This window comes from Paracoccus sp. PARArs4, assembly GCF_947311865.1.
Lineage (GTDB): Bacteria > Pseudomonadota > Alphaproteobacteria > Rhodobacterales > Rhodobacteraceae > Paracoccus > Paracoccus zeaxanthinifaciens.
The window spans coordinates 57,729-73,978 of record NZ_CAMZMW010000003.1 but is presented as its reverse complement, the minus strand read 5'-3'; the positions used below and the strand labels follow the sequence as shown (position 1 = coordinate 73,978).

The following is a 16,250-nucleotide window of genomic DNA, read 5'->3' as shown; positions in this document are numbered from 1 at the left end:
TTACTCCCAGGTGGCCTGTAGGACTTCACTGGTGCGGCAGCCGGTCAAACAAGTTATCGCAAGTGCCTTGACCGCGATGCCTGGCTGGCGGAGAACCGCAGCATAGAAGGAAGGCACTTCGCGCCAGTGCATAGCCTTATGATGCTTCACCTTGGCCTTGACGCGAGGCAGGACACGGCCATCCAATACGACCGTAACGGGGTTCTCGCCTTCACGGTGACCCCGTGAGCGGGCTACATCAAAAACAGCTTTCATCCGCTGCGCCACGCGCCGAGCGGTCTCGTGCTTGACGGTCCAGATAGGGGATAACACCTGCAGGACCTCGGGCTGCCCGATTTCCGAAACCGGCATCCTCCAATCTTCGGGAAAGTATACTCAGCCAGCGTATTGATCCACTGCTGGGCATGCTTGGGGTTCTTCCAAGTGGGGAGCCGCTCGACGTGAACGGTGCGGGCGACTTCTTCGATGCAAGGTACCACTACATCTTGGTTGAACTTGGGGTTCAGCCCTTGCCGTGCAAGCCTGCGATACTCGAGAGCTCGATCCCTGGCGACGTTAAGCGTGACGACATCAGTGCCGCCTAGTCCGAAGTCAGGGCGCAGGGGCTTGCCCATGCGATTGCGTTGTCCCTTCACGATCACGCGCACGATCCAACGTCGTGCGCCGGAAGGATCAACGATTAGGTAGAGTCCATTGCCGTCACCATGACGGCCCGGACCAAGCGAGCGGACGAGATTCCTCGTCAGCCAACCGGTGCTGTAGGCAATGCCTATACCTCGTTTCATACCACGGATTGAATAGCGCCGAGCAAAAGCGGATTAAGGCGATCAGTATCGAAGCGAGGCGAGGTGGTGCATAAGTTCAATACCTTGGAAGGTAGAACAGCACTGTATGCCAATCAGCCAAAATGGTGGGTGGCGGAGACGAAGGGATTCGAACCCTCGAGACCCTTTCGGGCCTGCACCCTTAGCAGGGGTGTGCCTTCGACCACTCGGCCACGTCTCCGCCGACCCGTATATGTAAGCTGTCCGGGGGTGGCAAGAGGCGAATCCGCGTGAATTTGCATGGCCGTGTCATCGCCGCCCATGCCGGTGTGCAGGGGCGACGCCGCTGCGGGCCGGCACCCGCGATCCGCGCTCCGTTTCGCCCCGTCCGCCCGACTGGCCGTGCGCGGCGAAGCTGCCTATAAGCGCGGGGCAAGAGGGAGCAGCACATGACACGAGCCAGCCAGCCGGGCGACCGCAAGAGCAGCGTCGAACTGATCGTCGGGCAGCTGCGCGCCGAGATCCTGTCGATGCGCCTGCTGCCGGGGACGCGCATCTCGGAGCAGGACGTGGCGGACCGGTTCGGGGTCTCGCGGCAGCCCGTGCGCGATGCCTTCAACCGGCTGGAGGGCATGGACCTGATCGTCATCCGCCCCAAGCGCGCGACCGAGGTGAAGCGTTTCTCGCTGCGCTCGATCGAGAAGTCGCGCTTCATCCGGGCGGCGGTCGAATCGGCGGTGCTGCGTCAGGCGGCGCTTCATGCCGGCGATGCCGATGCCCGCAGGCTGGATGCCCATATCGCGATGCAGCGCCGCGCGCTGGCCGATCGCGACCATGCCGGATTCGCGCGCCTCGATTATGAATTCCACGAACTGCTCTGCGACATCGCAAGGCGGCCCTATGCCTTCGACGTCATCCGCGCCGAGAAGCAGAAGGTGGACCGGCTCTGCCTGCTCAGCCTGGAGAAGCAGGACCGGATGCAGCAGCTGATCGACGATCACCTGGCGATCGCGGATGCGATCAAGGCGCATGATGCCGACGCCGCCGACCGGGCAGGCATGGTACACCTGTCGCGCCTGGACGAGACGATCCGCACGATCCACGCGACCAGCGGCGCCTATTTCGAGCCCGACGAAGCCGACATCGCAGAAAATGAAACGGCGTTTTAGAATTTTCTTGTATTCCAGTTTGTCTACCAGCATCCTGCCCTGACCGATCGCGACAAGGCGCCGGAGGAGGGCGTCGCGGCGATCCAAAGGGGAGGTTGAAGATGACTGTCAGAGCTTTTGCTGTCTCGGCTGCGGCGCTTGGTGTCGCGTTGGCCGCCAGTCCCGCGCTTGCGCTGGAACTGCGTGGCTGGAACATCCATGTCGAGGAATATCCCGTCTCCATCGCGATGGAATCCTTCATCGAGGAGGTGGCCGAGAAGACCGGCGGCGAGATCACCGGCAAGGTGTTCCACAACGGCGTGCTGGGCGATCAGCCCGACGCGATCGAGCAGGTGCGCCTGGGCGCGATCGACTTCGGCGAATTCAGCCTTGGGCCGATGGGCCAAGCCGTGCCGGAAACCAACGTCGTGTCGCTGCCCTTCATCTTCCCGAGCGTGCCGAAGATGTACGAGCTGATGGACGGCGAGGTCGGCGAGGCCATCGGCGAGGGGATGAAGGCCAAGGGGATCGTGCCGCTTGGCTGGTACACCGCCGGTGCGCGGTCCTTCTATACCGCCGACAAGGCGATCGCGACCCCCGAGGACGTGCAGGGCCTGAAGATCCGCGTCATGAGCAACGACCTGTTCGTGGACATGGTCGAATCCATGGGCGGCAACGCGACGCCGATGGCCTTCGGCGAGGTCTACCAGTCCATCAAGACCGGCGTCGTGGACGGGGCCGAGAACAACCCGCCCAGCTACGAGTCGACGGCGCATCACGAGGTCGCGAAGAACCTGTCGCTGACCGAGCACCTGATCATTCCCGAATGCCTGTGCATGAGCCTGAAGACCTGGGAGAAGCTGACCCCCGAGCAGCAGGACATCGTGATGGAGGCCGGTCGCGCCAGCGCCCAGATGCAGCGAGAGCTGTGGGACGAGCGCGAGATGGCAAGCCTGGAAACCGTCCGCGCGGCCGGCGGCCAGATCACCGAGGTCGCCGACAAGGCCCCGTTCCAGGAGGCGATGACCCCCGTCTACGAGGGGTTCCTGCAGGACAATCCCGAACTGACCGAACTGGTCGACATGATCCGCAACGCCGAGTGACGACATCCGGCGCGGGGCAGTCCCGCGCCGGTCCCTTATCGGACGGTCCCCCATGAACCATGAAACGACGAATCCCGTCGGGATCGAGCGCGCGCTGGTCCAGGTGCGCAGGCTGTGCATCCTGGTCGCGGCCCTGGCCCTCGTGACGCTGATCCTGACCTTCGGCTGGCTCGTCTTCGGACGCTATGTGCTGAACGCGACCCCCACCTGGGTCGAGCAGCTGGCCCTGCTGCTGATCTGCTATGTCGCCTTCCTGGGCGCGGCGGCGGGCGTGCAGGAGGACAGCCATATCGGCGTGACGATCTTCCGCGACATCCTTCCCGTGCCTGCCCGCAAGGGGCTGATCATCGCGGTGGACCTGTCGCTTGCGATCTTCGGCATCGTGATGCTGATCGCGGGCATCACGCTGATGCGCTTCGGCTGGGACACCCGGCTGCCGATGCTGGACATCCCCGAAAGCTTCCGGACCCTGGCGATCACGTCGCTCGGGGGGCTGATGGCGCTGTTCGCGGGGCTGCGCGCGATCCTGCGGATCGTGCGGTTCCGCAGCTGGTCGCCCGACGATTTCATCAAGGAATACTGAACGTGGGTCTTCTCATCCTTCTGGGCGCCTTTGCCTTCGGCGTCGTCGCGGGGGTGCCGGTCGCCTTCGCCATGGGCATCGCCGCCGCCGCAGCCTTCTGGTACGAGGGCTTCCCCATGCTGATCACCTTCCAGCGGGCGACGGCGGGCATCTCGGTCTTCTCGCTTCTGGCGATCCCCTTCTTCGTCTTCGCGGGCGAGATCATGCTGCATGGCGGGATCGCAAGGCGGCTGGTCAAGCTGGCATCCGCGCTGGTCGGCCATCTCAAGGGCGGGCTGGCGATGGTCAACATCTTCTCGTCCATGCTGTTCGGGGGCATCTCGGGTTCGGCGGTGGCCGACATCTCGGCGCTTGGCTCGCTGCTGGTGCCGGTCATGAAAGAGCGCGGCTACCGCACCGATTTCGCGGTGAACGTGACGGTGACCTCGTCGATCGCGGGGATCGTGATCCCGCCCAGCCACAACATGATCATCTTCGCGGTCGCGGCGGGCGGCGGCATATCCGTGTCCAAGCTGTTCCTTGCAGGCGTCATCCCCGGCATCCTGATGTGCCTGTCGCTGGCCGTGGCGGCCTGGATCCTGTCCGTGCGCCACAACTATCCGGCCGAGCCGTTCCCCGGCTGGGGCGTCGTGGGGCGCGCGGCGCTGGACGCGGTGCCGGGCCTGATGACTGCGGTCATCATCGTCGGCGGCACGCTGTCTGGGGTGTTCACGGTCACGGAATCGGGTGCCTTCGGCGCGATCTATGCGGTGATCCTGACGGCGCTCTATTATCGCAGCCTGAACTGGCAGGGCTTCTGGATCTCGGTCACGGGGGCGGTCCGGACGACCGCGATGGTGATGGTGCTGATCGCCTTCGCCGGCAGCTTCGCCTATCTTCTGGCGCTGTACCAGGTTCCCGAACTGCTGAGCGCGCTGCTGCTGTCGATCTCGGAGAACCCGCTGATCGTGCTGCTGATGATCAACGTCATCCTGCTGATGCTGGGCATGATCATGGACATGGCCGCGCTGATCCTGATCTGCACGCCGATCTTCCTGCCCATCGCCAAGGATCTGGGGATGGATCCGGTCCAGTTCGGGATCATGCTGCTGATCAACCTGGGGATCGGCCTGTGCACCCCGCCGGTCGGGACCTGCCTGTTCGTGGGCTGCGCGGTCGGGCGGATCAAGCTGGAACAGGCGATGCGCACGATCTGGCCCTTCTACCTGGCGATCTTCGTGGCGCTGATCCTGGTCACCTATGTCCCGGCGGTGTCGCTGTGGCTGCCCTCGGTGATGGGGGACTGACCGCGACCTCTGGCGCGTCCGGCGCGTCACGCCTAGGCTGCCCCCCGATACGGATTGCCATATCGGGGGGAGGCCCATGGACATCACGCCCGTCGTCGAACGCTGCGCCGCGATGCTGGCACGGCCGGGGCGGCACTTCGTCGCCATCGTCGGTGCGCCCGGTTCGGGCAAGAGCACGGCCTCGGACGCGATCGCCGCGGCCATCGGGGCCCGCCATCCCGACGCGGTCGCGATCCTGCCGATGGACGGCTTCCACTATGACGACGCCATCCTGAACGCGCGGGGCAGGCGGCCCTGGAAGGGCGCGCCGGACACCTTCGACGTGGGCGGGTTGATCGCCACGCTGGACAGGCTGCGCGGCGACGAAGGCGATGTGGCGGTGCCCGTCTTCGACCGCGACCTCGAACTGTCGCGCGGATCGGCGCGCATCATCGGGCCGCAGGCGCGGCTGATCCTGGTCGAGGGGAACTATCTTCTGCTGGACCGCGCCCCGTGGGACGGGCTGCGCGACGCCTTCGACCTGACCGTCATGCTGGACGTCCCCGAGGCCGAACTGGCCCGCAGGCTGAAGGCCCGCTGGCAGGGGCAGGGACTGGACGACCCCGAGATCACGCGCAAGGTCGAGGCCAACGACCTGCCGAACGGGCGCGACATGCGCGCCTACAGCCGCACCGCCGACATGATCCTGACATAGGCGGGCACGCCCCCAGGATCGCCGCGATGACCACCCGATTCCCGACACGCCACAGCGAGGACGCATGACCGAAACCCCCTTCAACCCCCGCGATTTCCTGACCGGCCTGTTCCATCGCGCGGTCGAGGTGGCCGACCCGATGGCGGTGCTGGCCGATCACCTGCCCGAACGCCCCGCAGGGCGGCTGGTCGTGATCGGCGCGGGCAAGGCCAGCGCCCGCATGGCCGAGGCGGTCGAGGCCCATTACGGCCCCTGCGAGGGGCTGGTCATCACGCGCTATGGCTATGCCCGTCCCTGCATGGGCATCGAGATCGTCGAGGCCGCGCATCCCGTGCCCGACGCGGCGGGCGAGGCCGCGACCGCGCGGCTTCTGGACCTGGTCGCGGGTCTGGGCCCCGACGACCAGGTGATCGCGCTGATCTCGGGCGGGGGGTCGTCGCTGCTGGTGGCCCCGACCGAGGGCGTCAGCCTGGACGACAAGATGGCCGTCAATCGCGCGCTTCTGGCATCGGGGGCGCCCATCGGCCAGATGAACGTGGTCCGCAAGCATCTGAGCCGCGTGAAGGGCGGGCAGCTTGCCGCGGCCTGCGCACCTGCGCGGCTTCTCAGCCTGCTGATCTCGGACGTGCCGGGCGACGATCCGGGCCAGATCGCATCCGGCCCCACCGTGGGCGAGACCGGCACCGCCGCCGACGCGCGTGCCATCGTGGCGCGGTTCGGGCTGGACCTGCCGCAATCGGTGCGCGACGCGCTGGACCGCCCGACCGGCGTGGTGGCCCCCGACGATCCCCGCCTTGCCCGCGCCGAGACCCGAATAGTGGCCGCGCCATCTGCCTCGCTGGAGGCGGCGGCAGGGATCGCGCGCGCGGCGGGGATCGAAGTCCGCATCCTGGGCGACGCGATCGAGGGCGAGGCCCGCGACCTTGCGGTCGAACATGCCCGCATGGCGAAGTCGCTGCGGGGCGAGGGGCCCGTGCTGCTGCTCTCGGGCGGGGAATGCACCGTCACGCGGCGCGGCGACGGGGTGGGCGGCCCGAACGCGGAATACGTGCTGGCCGCCGCGCTGGAACTGGACGGGGCCGAGGGGATCCACGTGCTGGCCTGCGACACCGACGGCGTCGACGGCGCCGCCGAGGTGGCGGGCGCCTGCATCGGCCCCGACCTGCCGCAGCTTGCGCGCATGGCGGGCCTGGACATGCGCGCGGCACTGGATCGCAACGACGCCCACAGCTTCTTCGCGGCGGTGGATCGGCAGGTCGTGACCGGACCCACGCTGACGAACGTGAACGATTTCCGGGCGATCCTGATCCTGCCGCGTCTCTAGCCCCGCGAGGCGCTCAGACCTCCGCCCTTCAGCCGGCGCAGCGACAGGTCCAGCTTGGCCTCGGCCTCGCGGATCTCTCGCAGGGCTTGGCGCAGGTATCGCAGATGGGCCAGCGCCGCCTTGCGGGCGGCGTCGGCATCGCCCGCGACGATGGCCGTCGCGATGGCCACGTGCTGGTCGCGCAGGATGTCGCGGACCTGCGGGATGGTGAACAGGCGCTGACGGTTCTGCAGCACGTCCGACCGCAGGCTGCCCGACAGCGCGCGCATGATCTGCAGCAGCACGAGGTTGTGGCTGGCCTCGTAGACGGCGACATGCATGTCGGCATCGGCCTCGGATTCCGCGGCGGGGTCGCCATCGTCATGGGCGCGGTGGATCGCCTCGATGCAGTCGCGCAGGCGCTGGCGGTCGATATCGGTCGCGCGGATGGCCGACATGGCGGCGGCCTCGCTCTCGACCACCTCGCGGAATTCGAGATAGTCGTCCGCGACCTCTCCGCGGTCCAGCATCGCGATCAGCGGGTCGCGGATCGAGGCGCCCAGCTGCGCCACCTCGACCCCGCGCGGGCGGCGGGTCAGCAGGCCCCGATCCTCGAGCGTCTTCAGCGCATCGCGCAGCGTGGGGCGCGACACGCCCAGCCTTTCGGCCAGGTCGCGTTCCGGGGCCAGCTGTTCGCCGGGCGTCAGCGTGCCCTCCAGGATCAGCCGCTCGATATGCTGCGCGGCCGTGTCGGCGGCCCTTGGCGGGCGGGCGGGGGTGCTGTCGTCCATCGGAATGCTCATGGCTCTGGGTCATCCGATGCATAGCTTACCCACCGTCACGGGCGCAACGCGTCATGGCTGCGCGCTTGACATGCACGGTAAACAGATTTTACCAAACCTCCATTCCGGTCTGGGAGGGCCGGATTCATGGCGGGCGGGTCGCGGGATGTGGCGGCCCCCGCCTTTCAGGAAGGGGGGAGATCCTGATGTCCGATGGAATACTGGCGCTTCTGGCGTTCCTGCCGATCATCACGGCAGGGGTGCTTCTGATCGGGTTCCGCGTGCCCGCGAAATACGTGATGCCGCTGACCTATGCGATTGCCGTGATCGTCGCGATCTCGGCATGGGGGGTCAGCACGAACCGCATCGTCGCCTCGACGCTGCAGGGCCTGCTGCAAAGCGCGGGGCTGCTGTGGATCATCTTCGGCGCGCTGCTGCTGCTGAACACGCTGAAGCATTCGGGCGCGATCGCGACGATCCGGTCGGGCTTTACCGCGATCAGCCCGGACCGGCGCGTGCAGGTGATCCTGATCGCCTGGCTGTTCGGATCCTTCATCGAGGGGGCGTCGGGCTTCGGCACGCCCGCCGCGGTCGCGGCGCCGCTGATGGTCGCCGTGGGCTTTCCGGCGATGGCGGCGGTGGTCTTCGGCATGATGATCCAGTCGACGCCGGTATCCTTCGGTGCCGTCGGCACGCCGCTGATCGTGGGCGTGAAGACGGGTCTGGACCAGGCGACCATCACGGGCGACCTGACCGCCGTCGGATCGGACTGGGCGTCGTTCTTCCACATCATCACCTCCGAGGTGGCGATCCTGCACGCGATCTGCGGCACGCTGCTGCCGCTGTTCCTGGTGGCGGTGATGACGCGCTTCTTCGGGCGCAACCGGTCCTGGTCCGAGGGCCTGGCGATCGCGCCCTTCGCCATCATGGCGGCCTTCGCGATGACCGTTCCCTATGTCCTGGCGGCGGTGTTCCTGGGGGCCGAGTTCCCGTCCCTGATCGGGGGCCTTGTCGGGCTTGCGATCATGACGGTGGCGGCCAAGCGCGGGTTCCTGGTGCCGAACGTGCCCTGGGACTTTCCGCCGGTATCGGAATGGTCGCGCGAATGGTTCGGCGCGGTCGAGGTCAAGCTCGACAGCCTTGCGCGGCGGCAGATCCCGCTGGCGCTGGCATGGGCGCCCTATGTGATCCTGGCGGTGGTGCTGGTCCTCAGCCGGACGGTGGCACCCTTCGGCGACCTGCTGAAATCGGCCAACATCGTCTTCCGGGGCATGCTGGGCGAGGAAGGCATCAACGGCGATTTCTCGGCGCTCTATTCGCCGGGCGGGATCCTGGTGATGGTCTGCCTGCTGACGGTCGCGCTGCACCGCATGTCCTTCCGCGGCTTCCGCGAGGCCGTGGGCGAAAGCACCGGCACGCTACTGGGCGCGGGCTTCGTGCTGATCTTCACCGTGCCGATGGTGCGGGTGATGATCAATTCGGGCGTGAACGCGAACGACCTGCAAAGCATGCCGGTCGTGGTGGCGGAATGGGTCTCGGCGCAGGTGGGGGCGGTCTATCCGTTCTTCGCACCGGCGGTGGGCGGCCTCGGCGCGTTCCTTGCCGGGTCAAACACGGTCAGCAACCTGATGCTGAGCCAGTTCCAGTTCTCGGTCGCGGACGGGCTCGGGCTCAGCTCGGCGCTGATGGTCGCGGGCCAGTCGGTGGGCGCGGCGGCAGGCAACATGATCGCCATCCACAATGTCGTCGCGGCATCGGCCACCGTGGGCCTTCTGGGCCGCGAGGGCGCGACGCTGCGCATCACCATCCTGCCGACGATCTACTACCTGTCGCTGACGGGGCTGATGCTGTGCATCGGCTTCTACGTGCTGGGTATCGGCGATCCGCTGATGGGCGGCTAGGATAACGGGGCGGGGCGCCGCGGTGCCCCGCCCGCAACCAAGCAAGGGAGAGGTCGGATGTCCTCGATTTCGATGCCCCAGCCGGACGCGGCGATCATCGCGAAGAAGGACCGCATCGTCGCGGACCTGGCGCGTGCGCTGCCCGCCGATACCGTCATCTCGGACCCCGAGGAGACGCTGGCCTATGAATGCGACGCGCTGACGGCCTATCGCTGTCCGCCGCTGGCCGTGGTCCTGCCGCGCACGACCGAGGAGCTGGCCACCGCCATGCGCATCTGCCACGATCACCGCGCGCCGGTCGTTCCGCGGGGCGCGGGCACGTCGCTGGCAGGGGGCGCACTGCCCACCGCCGACAGCGTCGTCATCGGCACGATGCGCCTGAACGACGTGCTGGAGATCGACACCGCCAACCGCTTCATCCGCGTGCAGACCGGGGTCACGAACCTGTCCGTCAGCGCCGAGCTGGAGCCCGCGGGCTTCTTCTATGCCCCCGATCCCTCGTCCCAGCTGGCCTGCACCATCGCGGGCAATATCGGGATGAATTCGGGCGGGGCGCATTGCCTGAAATACGGCGTGACCACGAACAACCTGATGGGCGTGCGCATGGTCCTGGCCGATGGCCGGATCGTCGAACTGGGCGGCCCGCAGCCGGGGGCGCCCGGGCTGGACATGCTGGGCCTGATCTGCGGGTCCGAGGGCCAGCTGGCCATCGTGACCGAGGCGACCCTGCGCATCCTGCCGCGCCCCGAAGGCGCGCGCCCCATGCTGATCGGCTTTGCCAGCCCGGAAATCGCGGGCGAATGCGTGGCCCGCATCATCCGGTCGGGCGTGCTGCCCGTCGCCATCGAATACATGGACGAGGTCTGCCTGCGCGCGGTCGAGGATTTCGCCAAGGCAGGCTATCCCGACTGTCCCGCCGTGCTGATCGTCGAGGTCGAGGGATCCGAGGACGAGATCGCCGACCAGATCGCCCGCATCCGCGCCATCGCGGATCAGCTGGACCCGATCGAGTTCCGCACCAGCCGCAATGCCGACGAGTCCACCGCCATCTGGAAGGGCCGCAAATCGGCCTTCGGCGCGATGGGGCGGCTGGGCGACTATCTGTGCCTCGACGGAACGGTGCCGGTGTCGCAGCTGCCGCACACGCTCAAGCGCATCGGGGAACTGTCGGTCGAACACGGGCTGGAGGTCGCGAACGTCTTTCACGCGGGCGACGGCAACATGCACCCGCTGATCCTGTTCGACGCGAACACGCCGGGCGACCTGGAACGGGCCGAGGCCTTCGGCCGCGACATCCTTGCGCTGTGCGTCGAGGTGGGCGGCTGTCTGACCGGCGAACATGGCGTGGGCATCGAGAAGCGGGACCTGATGACGCGGCAATACGATCCGCAGGACATGGCCATCCAGATGGAGATCAAGGACGCCTTCGACCCCGGCTGGCTGCTGAACCCGGCCAAGGTCTTTCCGCTGGAGGTCAGCCAGCCCCATCGCGACCGCGCGGCGGCCCGCGCATGAGCACCGTGCTGACCCCCGCATCCGAAACCGAGCTGTCCGAGATCCTGACCGGCCGCACCACCGCCCTGCGCATCAACGGGGGCGGCACCCGCCTGCGCCCCGACGGGCCGGGCGATGCGCTGACCACCTCGGGCATCAGCGGCGTCGTGACCTATGAACCGGGCGAGCTGACCCTGATCGCCCGCGCAGGCACCCCGGTTCGGCAGATCGAGACCATGCTGGCCGCCGAAGGCCAAGCCCTCGCCTTCGAGCCGATGGACCATCGCTGCCTGACGGGCCAGTCGGGCGAGCCCACCATCGGCGGGATCGTCGCGGCCAACGTGTCCGGCCCGCGCCGCATCGTGGCGGGGGCGTGCCGCGACCACCTGCTGGGCGTGCGCTTCGTGGACGGGCAGGGGCGCATCTTGAAGAATGGCGGGCGGGTGATGAAGAACGTCACCGGCATGGACCTGGGCAAGCTGCTTGCCGGATCGCACGGCACCCTGGGCATCCTGACCGAGGTCGCGCTGAAGGTCCTGCCCGTGGCCGAAAGCAGCCGCACGCTGGTCATCCGCGGCATCGACGCGTCCCGCGCCGTGCAGGATTTCGCCACCGCGCTGTCCACCCCCTTCGAGGTGTCGGGCGCGGCCTTCCATGACGGCACCGCATGGCTGCGGGTCGAGGGGCTGACCGCGCAGGTCGCCTATCGCACCGACCGGCTGACCGCGCTGCTGGGCCGCGACCGGATCGACACGATCGAGGACGCGGACAGCCGCGCCCTGTGGCGCGACCTTCGCGACGCGGCCCACCTGACGGGCGACGATCCGGTCTGGCGCATCCTGTGCAAGCCCTCGGACGGGCCTGCCATCGCCGAACGGCTGGGCGGGCAGTGCCCGCTCGACTGGGGCGGGGCGGCGGTCTGGTATTCGGGGCCGAAGGATGCCGCGACCGTGCGTGCGGCGGGCGGGCTTGCCACGCTGGTCCGCGGGCAGGGCCGGGTCTTCCCCCCCGAACCGCCGGTCGTGGCCGAGCTGTCCCAACGGCTGCGGCGCACCTTCGATCCGGCGAACATCCTCAACTCCGGCCTGATGGGGGACTGACATGCAGACGAACTTCACGCCCGACCAGCTGGCCGATCCCGCCACCGCCCGCTCGAACGAGATCCTGCGGTCCTGCGTCCATTGCGGTTTCTGCACGGCGACCTGCCCGACCTACAAGGTGCTGGGCGACGAACTGGACAGCCCGCGCGGCCGGATCTACCTGATCAAGGACATGCTGGAAAACGGGCGCGTCCCGGACGATAAGACGGTCAAGCACGTGGACCGCTGCCTCAGCTGTCTCAGCTGCATGACGACCTGCCCGTCGGGGGTCCATTACATGCACTTGGTCGATCACGCCCGCGAATATATCGAGCAGAACTATCGCCGGCCCTTGGGCGACCGTGCGCTGCGCTGGCTGCTGTCGAAGATCCTGCCCTATCCGGGGCGCTTCCGGCTGGCGCTGATGGGCGCGCGGCTGGCGCGGCCCTTCGCGCGCCTGATGCCCGATGCGCGGCTGCGGGCCATGCTGGACATGGCCCCGGCCCGCATTCCCGCGCCCAGCCCGAACGACCGCCCCCAAAGCTTCGCGGCCACCCCCGCGCGGACGCGGCGCGTGGCCCTGCTGACGGGATGCGCGCAGCGGGCGCTGAACACCGACATCAACGACGCGACGATCCGCCTGCTGCAACGCCACGGCTGCGAGGTGGTGATCCCCAGGGGCATCGGCTGCTGCGGCGCGCTGACCCATCACATGGGCAAGACCGACCAGAGCCACGCCATGGCCGCCGCCAATATCCGCGCCATCGCCGCCGAGATGGACGCCGGGGGGCTGGACGCCGTCGTCATCAACACCTCGGGCTGCGGGACGACGGTCAAGGATTACGGCCACATGTTCCGCAACGATCCGCTGGCCGATGATGCGGCCCGCGTCGCCGCCATCGCGCGCGACATCTCCGAGGTGATGGCCGATATCGGGTTGCAGGATGCGGGCCATGCCGCGGGCATGCGCGTCGCCTATCACGCGGCCTGTTCGCTGCAGCACGGCCAGCAGGTCAGATCGGCACCCAAGGACCTTCTGCGCGCCGCGGGCTTCGAGGTGGTCGAACCGCGCGACGCCCATATCTGTTGCGGATCGGCGGGCACCTACAACCTGATGCAGCCCGAGATCTCGGCCCAGCTGAAATCGCGCAAGGTCGCGACATTGCAGCAGACCGCCCCCGAGGTTATCAGCGCGGGCAATATCGGCTGCATGATGCAGATCGCATCGGGCACGGGCATCCCCGTCGTCCACACGGTCGAGCTGCTGGACTGGGCGACGGGCGGGCCGCGACCCGCCGCACTGAGCGATACGAACACCCCAAGGAGAACCGCATGAAGACCATCACCCGCCTGGACCTGACCGACGCGCGCGCCCTGATCGCAGGTGCCGCGGCCCATGCCGACAGCATCGGCGTGCCCATGTGCATCGCCATCACCGACGAATCCGGCCAGCTGATCGCGTTCGAGCGGATGGAGGGCGGCAAGGTCACCTCGACCACCATCGCGATCGACAAGGCCTTCACCGCGGCGGCGGCCAAGAAGGCCACCCACGATTACGGCAGCGCCAGCCAGCCCGGCGCGCCCGCCTATGGCATCAACTCGTCGATCGGCGGGCGCCTGATGGTGGTCGGCGGCGGTCTGCCCGTCATGCATGACGGGCAGGTCGTGGGCGGCATCGGCGTGTCGTCGGGCACGCCCGCGCAGGACCAGGAGGTCGCGCAGGCGGGCATCGACGCATGGACCGCCGGCGCCTGAGCGTCAGAGCAGGAAGGTCTTCACGACCATCTGCTGCTGCTTGGTCCCGTCGGGGTCCAGGCCGGTCTTGATCCGCGTGAACTCCTCGGCCCAGTCCGAGCTGCGCACGCGGATCGGCGGTTCGGGGTCGGCCATCACGCGCATGACCACGGCCGCCACCTCGTCCGGGGTCTGGTAGATCCCTTCGCCCATCCGCGTCTGCGATCCGCTGACATATTTCTGCAGGATGGGCAGGTACTCGTCCTCCAGCATGCCCCCCGTCTCCTCGATCTGGCGCAGGACGGTGTTGGCGAATTCGCTGCGGATGCCGCCCGGCTCGACCGCGGTGAAGTTGATGCCGAAGGATGGCGTGACATAGCTGGCCATCGCTTCGGTCAGTCCCTCGACCGCGAATTTCGCACCGCAATAGACCTCGTTGAAGGGTTGGCCCACCAGCCCCCCGACCGAGGTGATGTTGATGACATGGCCCGCGCGGGCCTTGCGCATATGCGGCATGACCGCCTTGATGCAGCGCGCGGTGCCCGTGTAGTTGATGTCGAGGATGCGCTGGATGTCGGCCTCGTCCGCCTGTTCCAGGCTGCGCGCGTATCCCATGCCTGCATTGTTGATCAGCACGTCGATGCGCCCGTGATCGCGCATGATGCGGTCGGTGACGGGGGTGATCGTGGCGCTGTCCTGCACGTCCAGCGGCAGCACGGTCAGCTCGACCCCGGCCTGGGCCGCGGCCTGATCCAGCGCGGCGCGGCGATCCGTGTTGCGCATGGTGGCATAGACGTGGTGGCCCGCCTTCGCGGCCTCGACCGCGATCGAGATGCCAAGCCCGGTCGAGGTGCCGGTGATCAGGATGGTCTTCTTCATGTCGTCTTCCCTTCTGTTCGGGTCCGGCCCCTGGTTCGGGCGGGAATCTCAGCGTGCGATGGACAGCCAGACGCGGTCGAAGACGCGCCCGACGGTTTCGGGATCGATGTCGCGCCCCGACAGCACAGCGCCGCGCGCAAGCTGCATGGCGGGCGCGGTCAGCAGCAGCGACAGCGTCGCGCTGTCCAGATCGGCCAGCGTGCCGTCCTGCACGCCCCGCTGCAGCAGCGACGCGATATCGGCGCCGAAGCCTTCGGTGACGCGCTGCTGTTCGGGCGTCAGGATGCGGGCCGTGGCCCCCTGTTCCAGGAACAGGATGTCCTGCGGCCTTGCGCGGACGAAGGCGAACATCTCGTCCCACATGCGGCGGATCATGGCCGCGCTGTCGGGGATGTCGCGCGCCTGCATGATGCGGTCGTGAAACTCGGTCTTGGTCTGCATGTAGACCTGCCGCAGCATGTCGTCCTTGTTCCGGAAATGGACATAGATCGTCCCGGCGGACACGCCGGCACGCGCGACCACGCCCGCCACGTTCACCTGCGACAGGCCCTTTTCCACCGCCTCGGCGATGACGGCATGGTTCAGCCTTGTGCGGGTCTCGTCACGGGTGGTCCTGGGCATGGGGCATCCTTTCCTTCGATGCGGCTCATGTATGATAATGAATTTTCATTATCAATACCGGATGCGCAAATCTTACCCCAACCGAACCGAAACGCACGGTTGGGCGGGTGTTTCCGGCGGCTTGGCTAGACAGGGGATGTGCCCGACGAATCGGGTTCGACAACAAGAAGGTCAATACGATGTCGAAAAAGAGCTTTGCCGTGTTCGCGATCATACTTCTGGGTGCCGCAGGGGCAGCCCAGGCCGAGGGTTCAAAGCGCGGCGACCGCGCGCCCGATCCCGCGCAGGTCATGCAGCGGCTGGACGCCAATGGCGATCATCGCATCAGCAAGCGCGAATTCGAACAGGGCGGCAAGCAGCGCGCCGAACGTGCCGAACGTGCCGAACGTGGCGAACGTGACGAACGCGGCCATCGCGAGGGTCGCGGCGACCGTCCCTCGCCCGAGGAACGCTTTGGCCGCATGGACGCGGACAAGGACGGGTTTCTGACGCCGCAGGAACTGGCGCAGCGTCCGCGCGGAAACTGACCCAAGGTCAACGACCCTGCGGACATGGGAAAGCCCGGCGCGCGGCCGGGCTTTTCGCCGGTCATGGGGACCGGAATCAGGCCTTCAGGGCCGCGTCGCGTGCGATCTTGTCGAAATCGGCGCGGCTCATGTTCAGGTCCAGCAATTCGCGATCGCCAAGGCTGTTCAGCTCGTTCATGGTCGCGCGATAGACTGCGCTCTGGCGGCGCCAGGTGGCGAAACGCTCGAACAGGCGGCGAGGCAGGGGAAGGGCGATTGCGGGTGCGGTGGTCTGGTACATTGCCATGGTCATATCCTCGGGTCAGCGGGAAGGTTTATCGCTAACGTCTTTCGCAGCGTGATATATGCAGGC

General features: G+C 67.5%; 18 protein-coding genes and 1 tRNA gene. 12 read left to right on the top strand and 7 right to left on the bottom strand.

Annotated features, from left to right (window positions below; translation table 11 throughout):
- The 3 genes from QMZ16_RS03200 to QMZ16_RS03190 form a co-directional block, all read right to left on the bottom strand.
- Positions 1 to 351: a site-specific integrase gene (locus tag QMZ16_RS03200; RefSeq protein ID WP_282602235.1), complete on the bottom strand. Its 351-nt coding sequence runs from the start codon at positions 349 to 351 to the stop codon at positions 1 to 3.
- Positions 252 to 785 (bottom strand): Arm DNA-binding domain-containing protein, encoded by a 534-nt coding sequence (locus tag QMZ16_RS03195; protein ID WP_282602110.1) that lies wholly within the window; start codon positions 783 to 785, stop codon positions 252 to 254. Before QMZ16_RS03195 ends, QMZ16_RS03200 begins: the two co-directional genes overlap by 100 nt.
- 130 nt (positions 786 to 915) lie before the next feature.
- Positions 916 to 1,005 (bottom strand) — tRNA-Ser (locus tag QMZ16_RS03190).
- Positions 1,006 to 1,213: 208 nt separating this feature from the next.
- On the opposite strand from QMZ16_RS03190, the gene QMZ16_RS03185 reads away from it, so the two are divergent.
- The 6 genes from QMZ16_RS03185 to QMZ16_RS03160 all read left to right on the top strand — a co-directional run bounded on the left by QMZ16_RS03185 (position 1,214) and on the right by QMZ16_RS03160 (position 6,902).
- Positions 1,214 to 1,933, top strand: coding sequence for a GntR family transcriptional regulator (locus tag QMZ16_RS03185; RefSeq protein ID WP_282602109.1), 720 nt, complete (start codon positions 1,214 to 1,216; stop codon positions 1,931 to 1,933).
- Between the two features lie 101 nt (positions 1,934 to 2,034).
- Entirely contained in the window at positions 2,035 to 3,015 is a 981-nt protein-coding gene (locus tag QMZ16_RS03180) for a TRAP transporter substrate-binding protein (protein WP_282602108.1), read from the top strand.
- Between the two features lie 52 nt (positions 3,016 to 3,067).
- Positions 3,068 to 3,598, top strand: a complete 531-nt coding sequence (locus QMZ16_RS03175) for a TRAP transporter small permease (protein ID WP_282602107.1) — start codon at positions 3,068 to 3,070, stop codon at positions 3,596 to 3,598.
- 2 nt (positions 3,599 to 3,600) lie between these two features.
- Entirely contained in the window at positions 3,601 to 4,884 is a 1,284-nt protein-coding gene (locus QMZ16_RS03170; RefSeq protein ID WP_282602106.1) for a TRAP transporter large permease, read from the top strand.
- Between the two features lie 76 nt (positions 4,885 to 4,960).
- Positions 4,961 to 5,578, top strand: coding sequence for a nucleoside triphosphate hydrolase (locus tag QMZ16_RS03165; RefSeq protein ID WP_282602105.1), 618 nt, complete (start codon positions 4,961 to 4,963; stop codon positions 5,576 to 5,578).
- Positions 5,579 to 5,642: 64 nt separating this feature from the next.
- Entirely contained in the window at positions 5,643 to 6,902 is a 1,260-nt protein-coding gene (locus QMZ16_RS03160) for a glycerate kinase (protein WP_282602104.1), read from the top strand.
- Here QMZ16_RS03160 and QMZ16_RS03155 read toward each other — a convergent pair.
- Positions 6,899 to 7,684, bottom strand: a complete 786-nt coding sequence (locus QMZ16_RS03155; RefSeq protein ID WP_282602103.1) for an FCD domain-containing protein — start codon at positions 7,682 to 7,684, stop codon at positions 6,899 to 6,901. The genes QMZ16_RS03160 and QMZ16_RS03155 overlap by 4 nt on opposite strands.
- A gap of 185 nt (positions 7,685 to 7,869) precedes the next feature.
- Here QMZ16_RS03155 and QMZ16_RS03150 point away from each other — a divergent pair, with 185 nt between their 5' ends.
- The 5 genes from QMZ16_RS03150 (at position 7,870) to QMZ16_RS03130 (ending at position 13,892) form a co-directional block, all read left to right on the top strand.
- Positions 7,870 to 9,564 carry an L-lactate permease gene (locus QMZ16_RS03150; RefSeq protein ID WP_282602102.1) on the top strand — a complete coding sequence of 565 codons (1,695 nt, stop codon included), beginning with the start codon at positions 7,870 to 7,872 and terminating at the stop codon, positions 9,562 to 9,564.
- 66 nt (positions 9,565 to 9,630) lie between these two features.
- Complete coding sequence (locus QMZ16_RS03145; protein WP_282602228.1) at positions 9,631 to 11,079, top strand: FAD-linked oxidase C-terminal domain-containing protein; 1,449 nt, start codon at positions 9,631 to 9,633, stop codon at positions 11,077 to 11,079.
- Positions 11,076 to 12,158, top strand: coding sequence for an FAD-binding protein (locus tag QMZ16_RS03140; protein WP_282602101.1), 1,083 nt, complete (start codon positions 11,076 to 11,078; stop codon positions 12,156 to 12,158). Before QMZ16_RS03145 ends, QMZ16_RS03140 begins: the two co-directional genes overlap by 4 nt.
- A 1-nt stretch (position 12,159) precedes the next feature.
- A complete protein-coding gene (glcF, locus tag QMZ16_RS03135) occupies positions 12,160 to 13,473 on the top strand; it encodes a glycolate oxidase subunit GlcF (protein WP_282602100.1) in 1,314 nt (437 codons plus the stop codon).
- A complete protein-coding gene (locus tag QMZ16_RS03130; protein ID WP_022707840.1) occupies positions 13,470 to 13,892 on the top strand; it encodes a heme-binding protein in 423 nt (140 codons plus the stop codon). The genes glcF and QMZ16_RS03130 overlap by 4 nt, the downstream gene beginning before the upstream one ends.
- A 3-nt stretch (positions 13,893 to 13,895) precedes the next feature.
- On the opposite strand, the gene QMZ16_RS03125 is transcribed toward QMZ16_RS03130, so the two are convergent.
- Positions 13,896 to 14,750, bottom strand: a complete 855-nt coding sequence (locus QMZ16_RS03125; RefSeq protein ID WP_282602099.1) for an SDR family oxidoreductase — start codon at positions 14,748 to 14,750, stop codon at positions 13,896 to 13,898.
- Between the two features lie 48 nt (positions 14,751 to 14,798).
- Positions 14,799 to 15,371 carry a TetR/AcrR family transcriptional regulator gene (locus QMZ16_RS03120; protein WP_282602098.1) on the bottom strand — a complete coding sequence of 191 codons (573 nt, stop codon included), beginning with the start codon at positions 15,369 to 15,371 and terminating at the stop codon, positions 14,799 to 14,801.
- Between the two features lie 179 nt (positions 15,372 to 15,550).
- On the opposite strand from QMZ16_RS03120, the gene QMZ16_RS03115 reads away from it, so the two are divergent.
- Positions 15,551 to 15,898, top strand: coding sequence for a hypothetical protein (locus tag QMZ16_RS03115; RefSeq protein WP_282602097.1), 348 nt, complete (start codon positions 15,551 to 15,553; stop codon positions 15,896 to 15,898).
- Positions 15,899 to 15,974: 76 nt separating this feature from the next.
- On the opposite strand, the gene QMZ16_RS03110 is transcribed toward QMZ16_RS03115, so the two are convergent.
- The gene (locus tag QMZ16_RS03110; RefSeq protein ID WP_282602096.1) at positions 15,975 to 16,184 is read right to left on the bottom strand and encodes a DUF1127 domain-containing protein; all 210 of its coding nucleotides are present in this window, start codon (positions 16,182 to 16,184) and stop codon (positions 15,975 to 15,977) included.
- Positions 16,185 to 16,250 lie beyond the last annotated feature (66 nt).

Coding starts and splice junctions, on each gene's coding strand:
- QMZ16_RS03200 (WP_282602235.1), bottom strand. CDS start 351: ATGCCGGTTTCGGAAATCGGGCAGCCCGAGGTCCTGCAGGTGTTATCC.
- QMZ16_RS03195 (WP_282602110.1), bottom strand. CDS start 785: ATGAAACGAGGTATAGGCATTGCCTACAGCACCGGTTGGCTGACGAGG.
- QMZ16_RS03185 (WP_282602109.1), top strand. CDS start 1,214: ATGACACGAGCCAGCCAGCCGGGCGACCGCAAGAGCAGCGTCGAACTG.
- QMZ16_RS03180 (WP_282602108.1), top strand. CDS start 2,035: ATGACTGTCAGAGCTTTTGCTGTCTCGGCTGCGGCGCTTGGTGTCGCG.
- QMZ16_RS03175 (WP_282602107.1), top strand. CDS start 3,068: ATGAACCATGAAACGACGAATCCCGTCGGGATCGAGCGCGCGCTGGTC.
- QMZ16_RS03165 (WP_282602105.1), top strand. CDS start 4,961: ATGGACATCACGCCCGTCGTCGAACGCTGCGCCGCGATGCTGGCACGG.
- QMZ16_RS03160 (WP_282602104.1), top strand. CDS start 5,643: ATGACCGAAACCCCCTTCAACCCCCGCGATTTCCTGACCGGCCTGTTC.
- QMZ16_RS03155 (WP_282602103.1), bottom strand. CDS start 7,684: ATGAGCATTCCGATGGACGACAGCACCCCCGCCCGCCCGCCAAGGGCC.
- QMZ16_RS03150 (WP_282602102.1), top strand. CDS start 7,870: ATGTCCGATGGAATACTGGCGCTTCTGGCGTTCCTGCCGATCATCACG.
- QMZ16_RS03140 (WP_282602101.1), top strand. CDS start 11,076: ATGAGCACCGTGCTGACCCCCGCATCCGAAACCGAGCTGTCCGAGATC.
- glcF (WP_282602100.1), top strand. CDS start 12,160: ATGCAGACGAACTTCACGCCCGACCAGCTGGCCGATCCCGCCACCGCC.
- QMZ16_RS03130 (WP_022707840.1), top strand. CDS start 13,470: ATGAAGACCATCACCCGCCTGGACCTGACCGACGCGCGCGCCCTGATC.
- QMZ16_RS03125 (WP_282602099.1), bottom strand. CDS start 14,750: ATGAAGAAGACCATCCTGATCACCGGCACCTCGACCGGGCTTGGCATC.
- QMZ16_RS03120 (WP_282602098.1), bottom strand. CDS start 15,371: ATGCCCAGGACCACCCGTGACGAGACCCGCACAAGGCTGAACCATGCC.
- QMZ16_RS03115 (WP_282602097.1), top strand. CDS start 15,551: ATGTCGAAAAAGAGCTTTGCCGTGTTCGCGATCATACTTCTGGGTGCC.
- QMZ16_RS03110 (WP_282602096.1), bottom strand. CDS start 16,184: ATGGCAATGTACCAGACCACCGCACCCGCAATCGCCCTTCCCCTGCCT.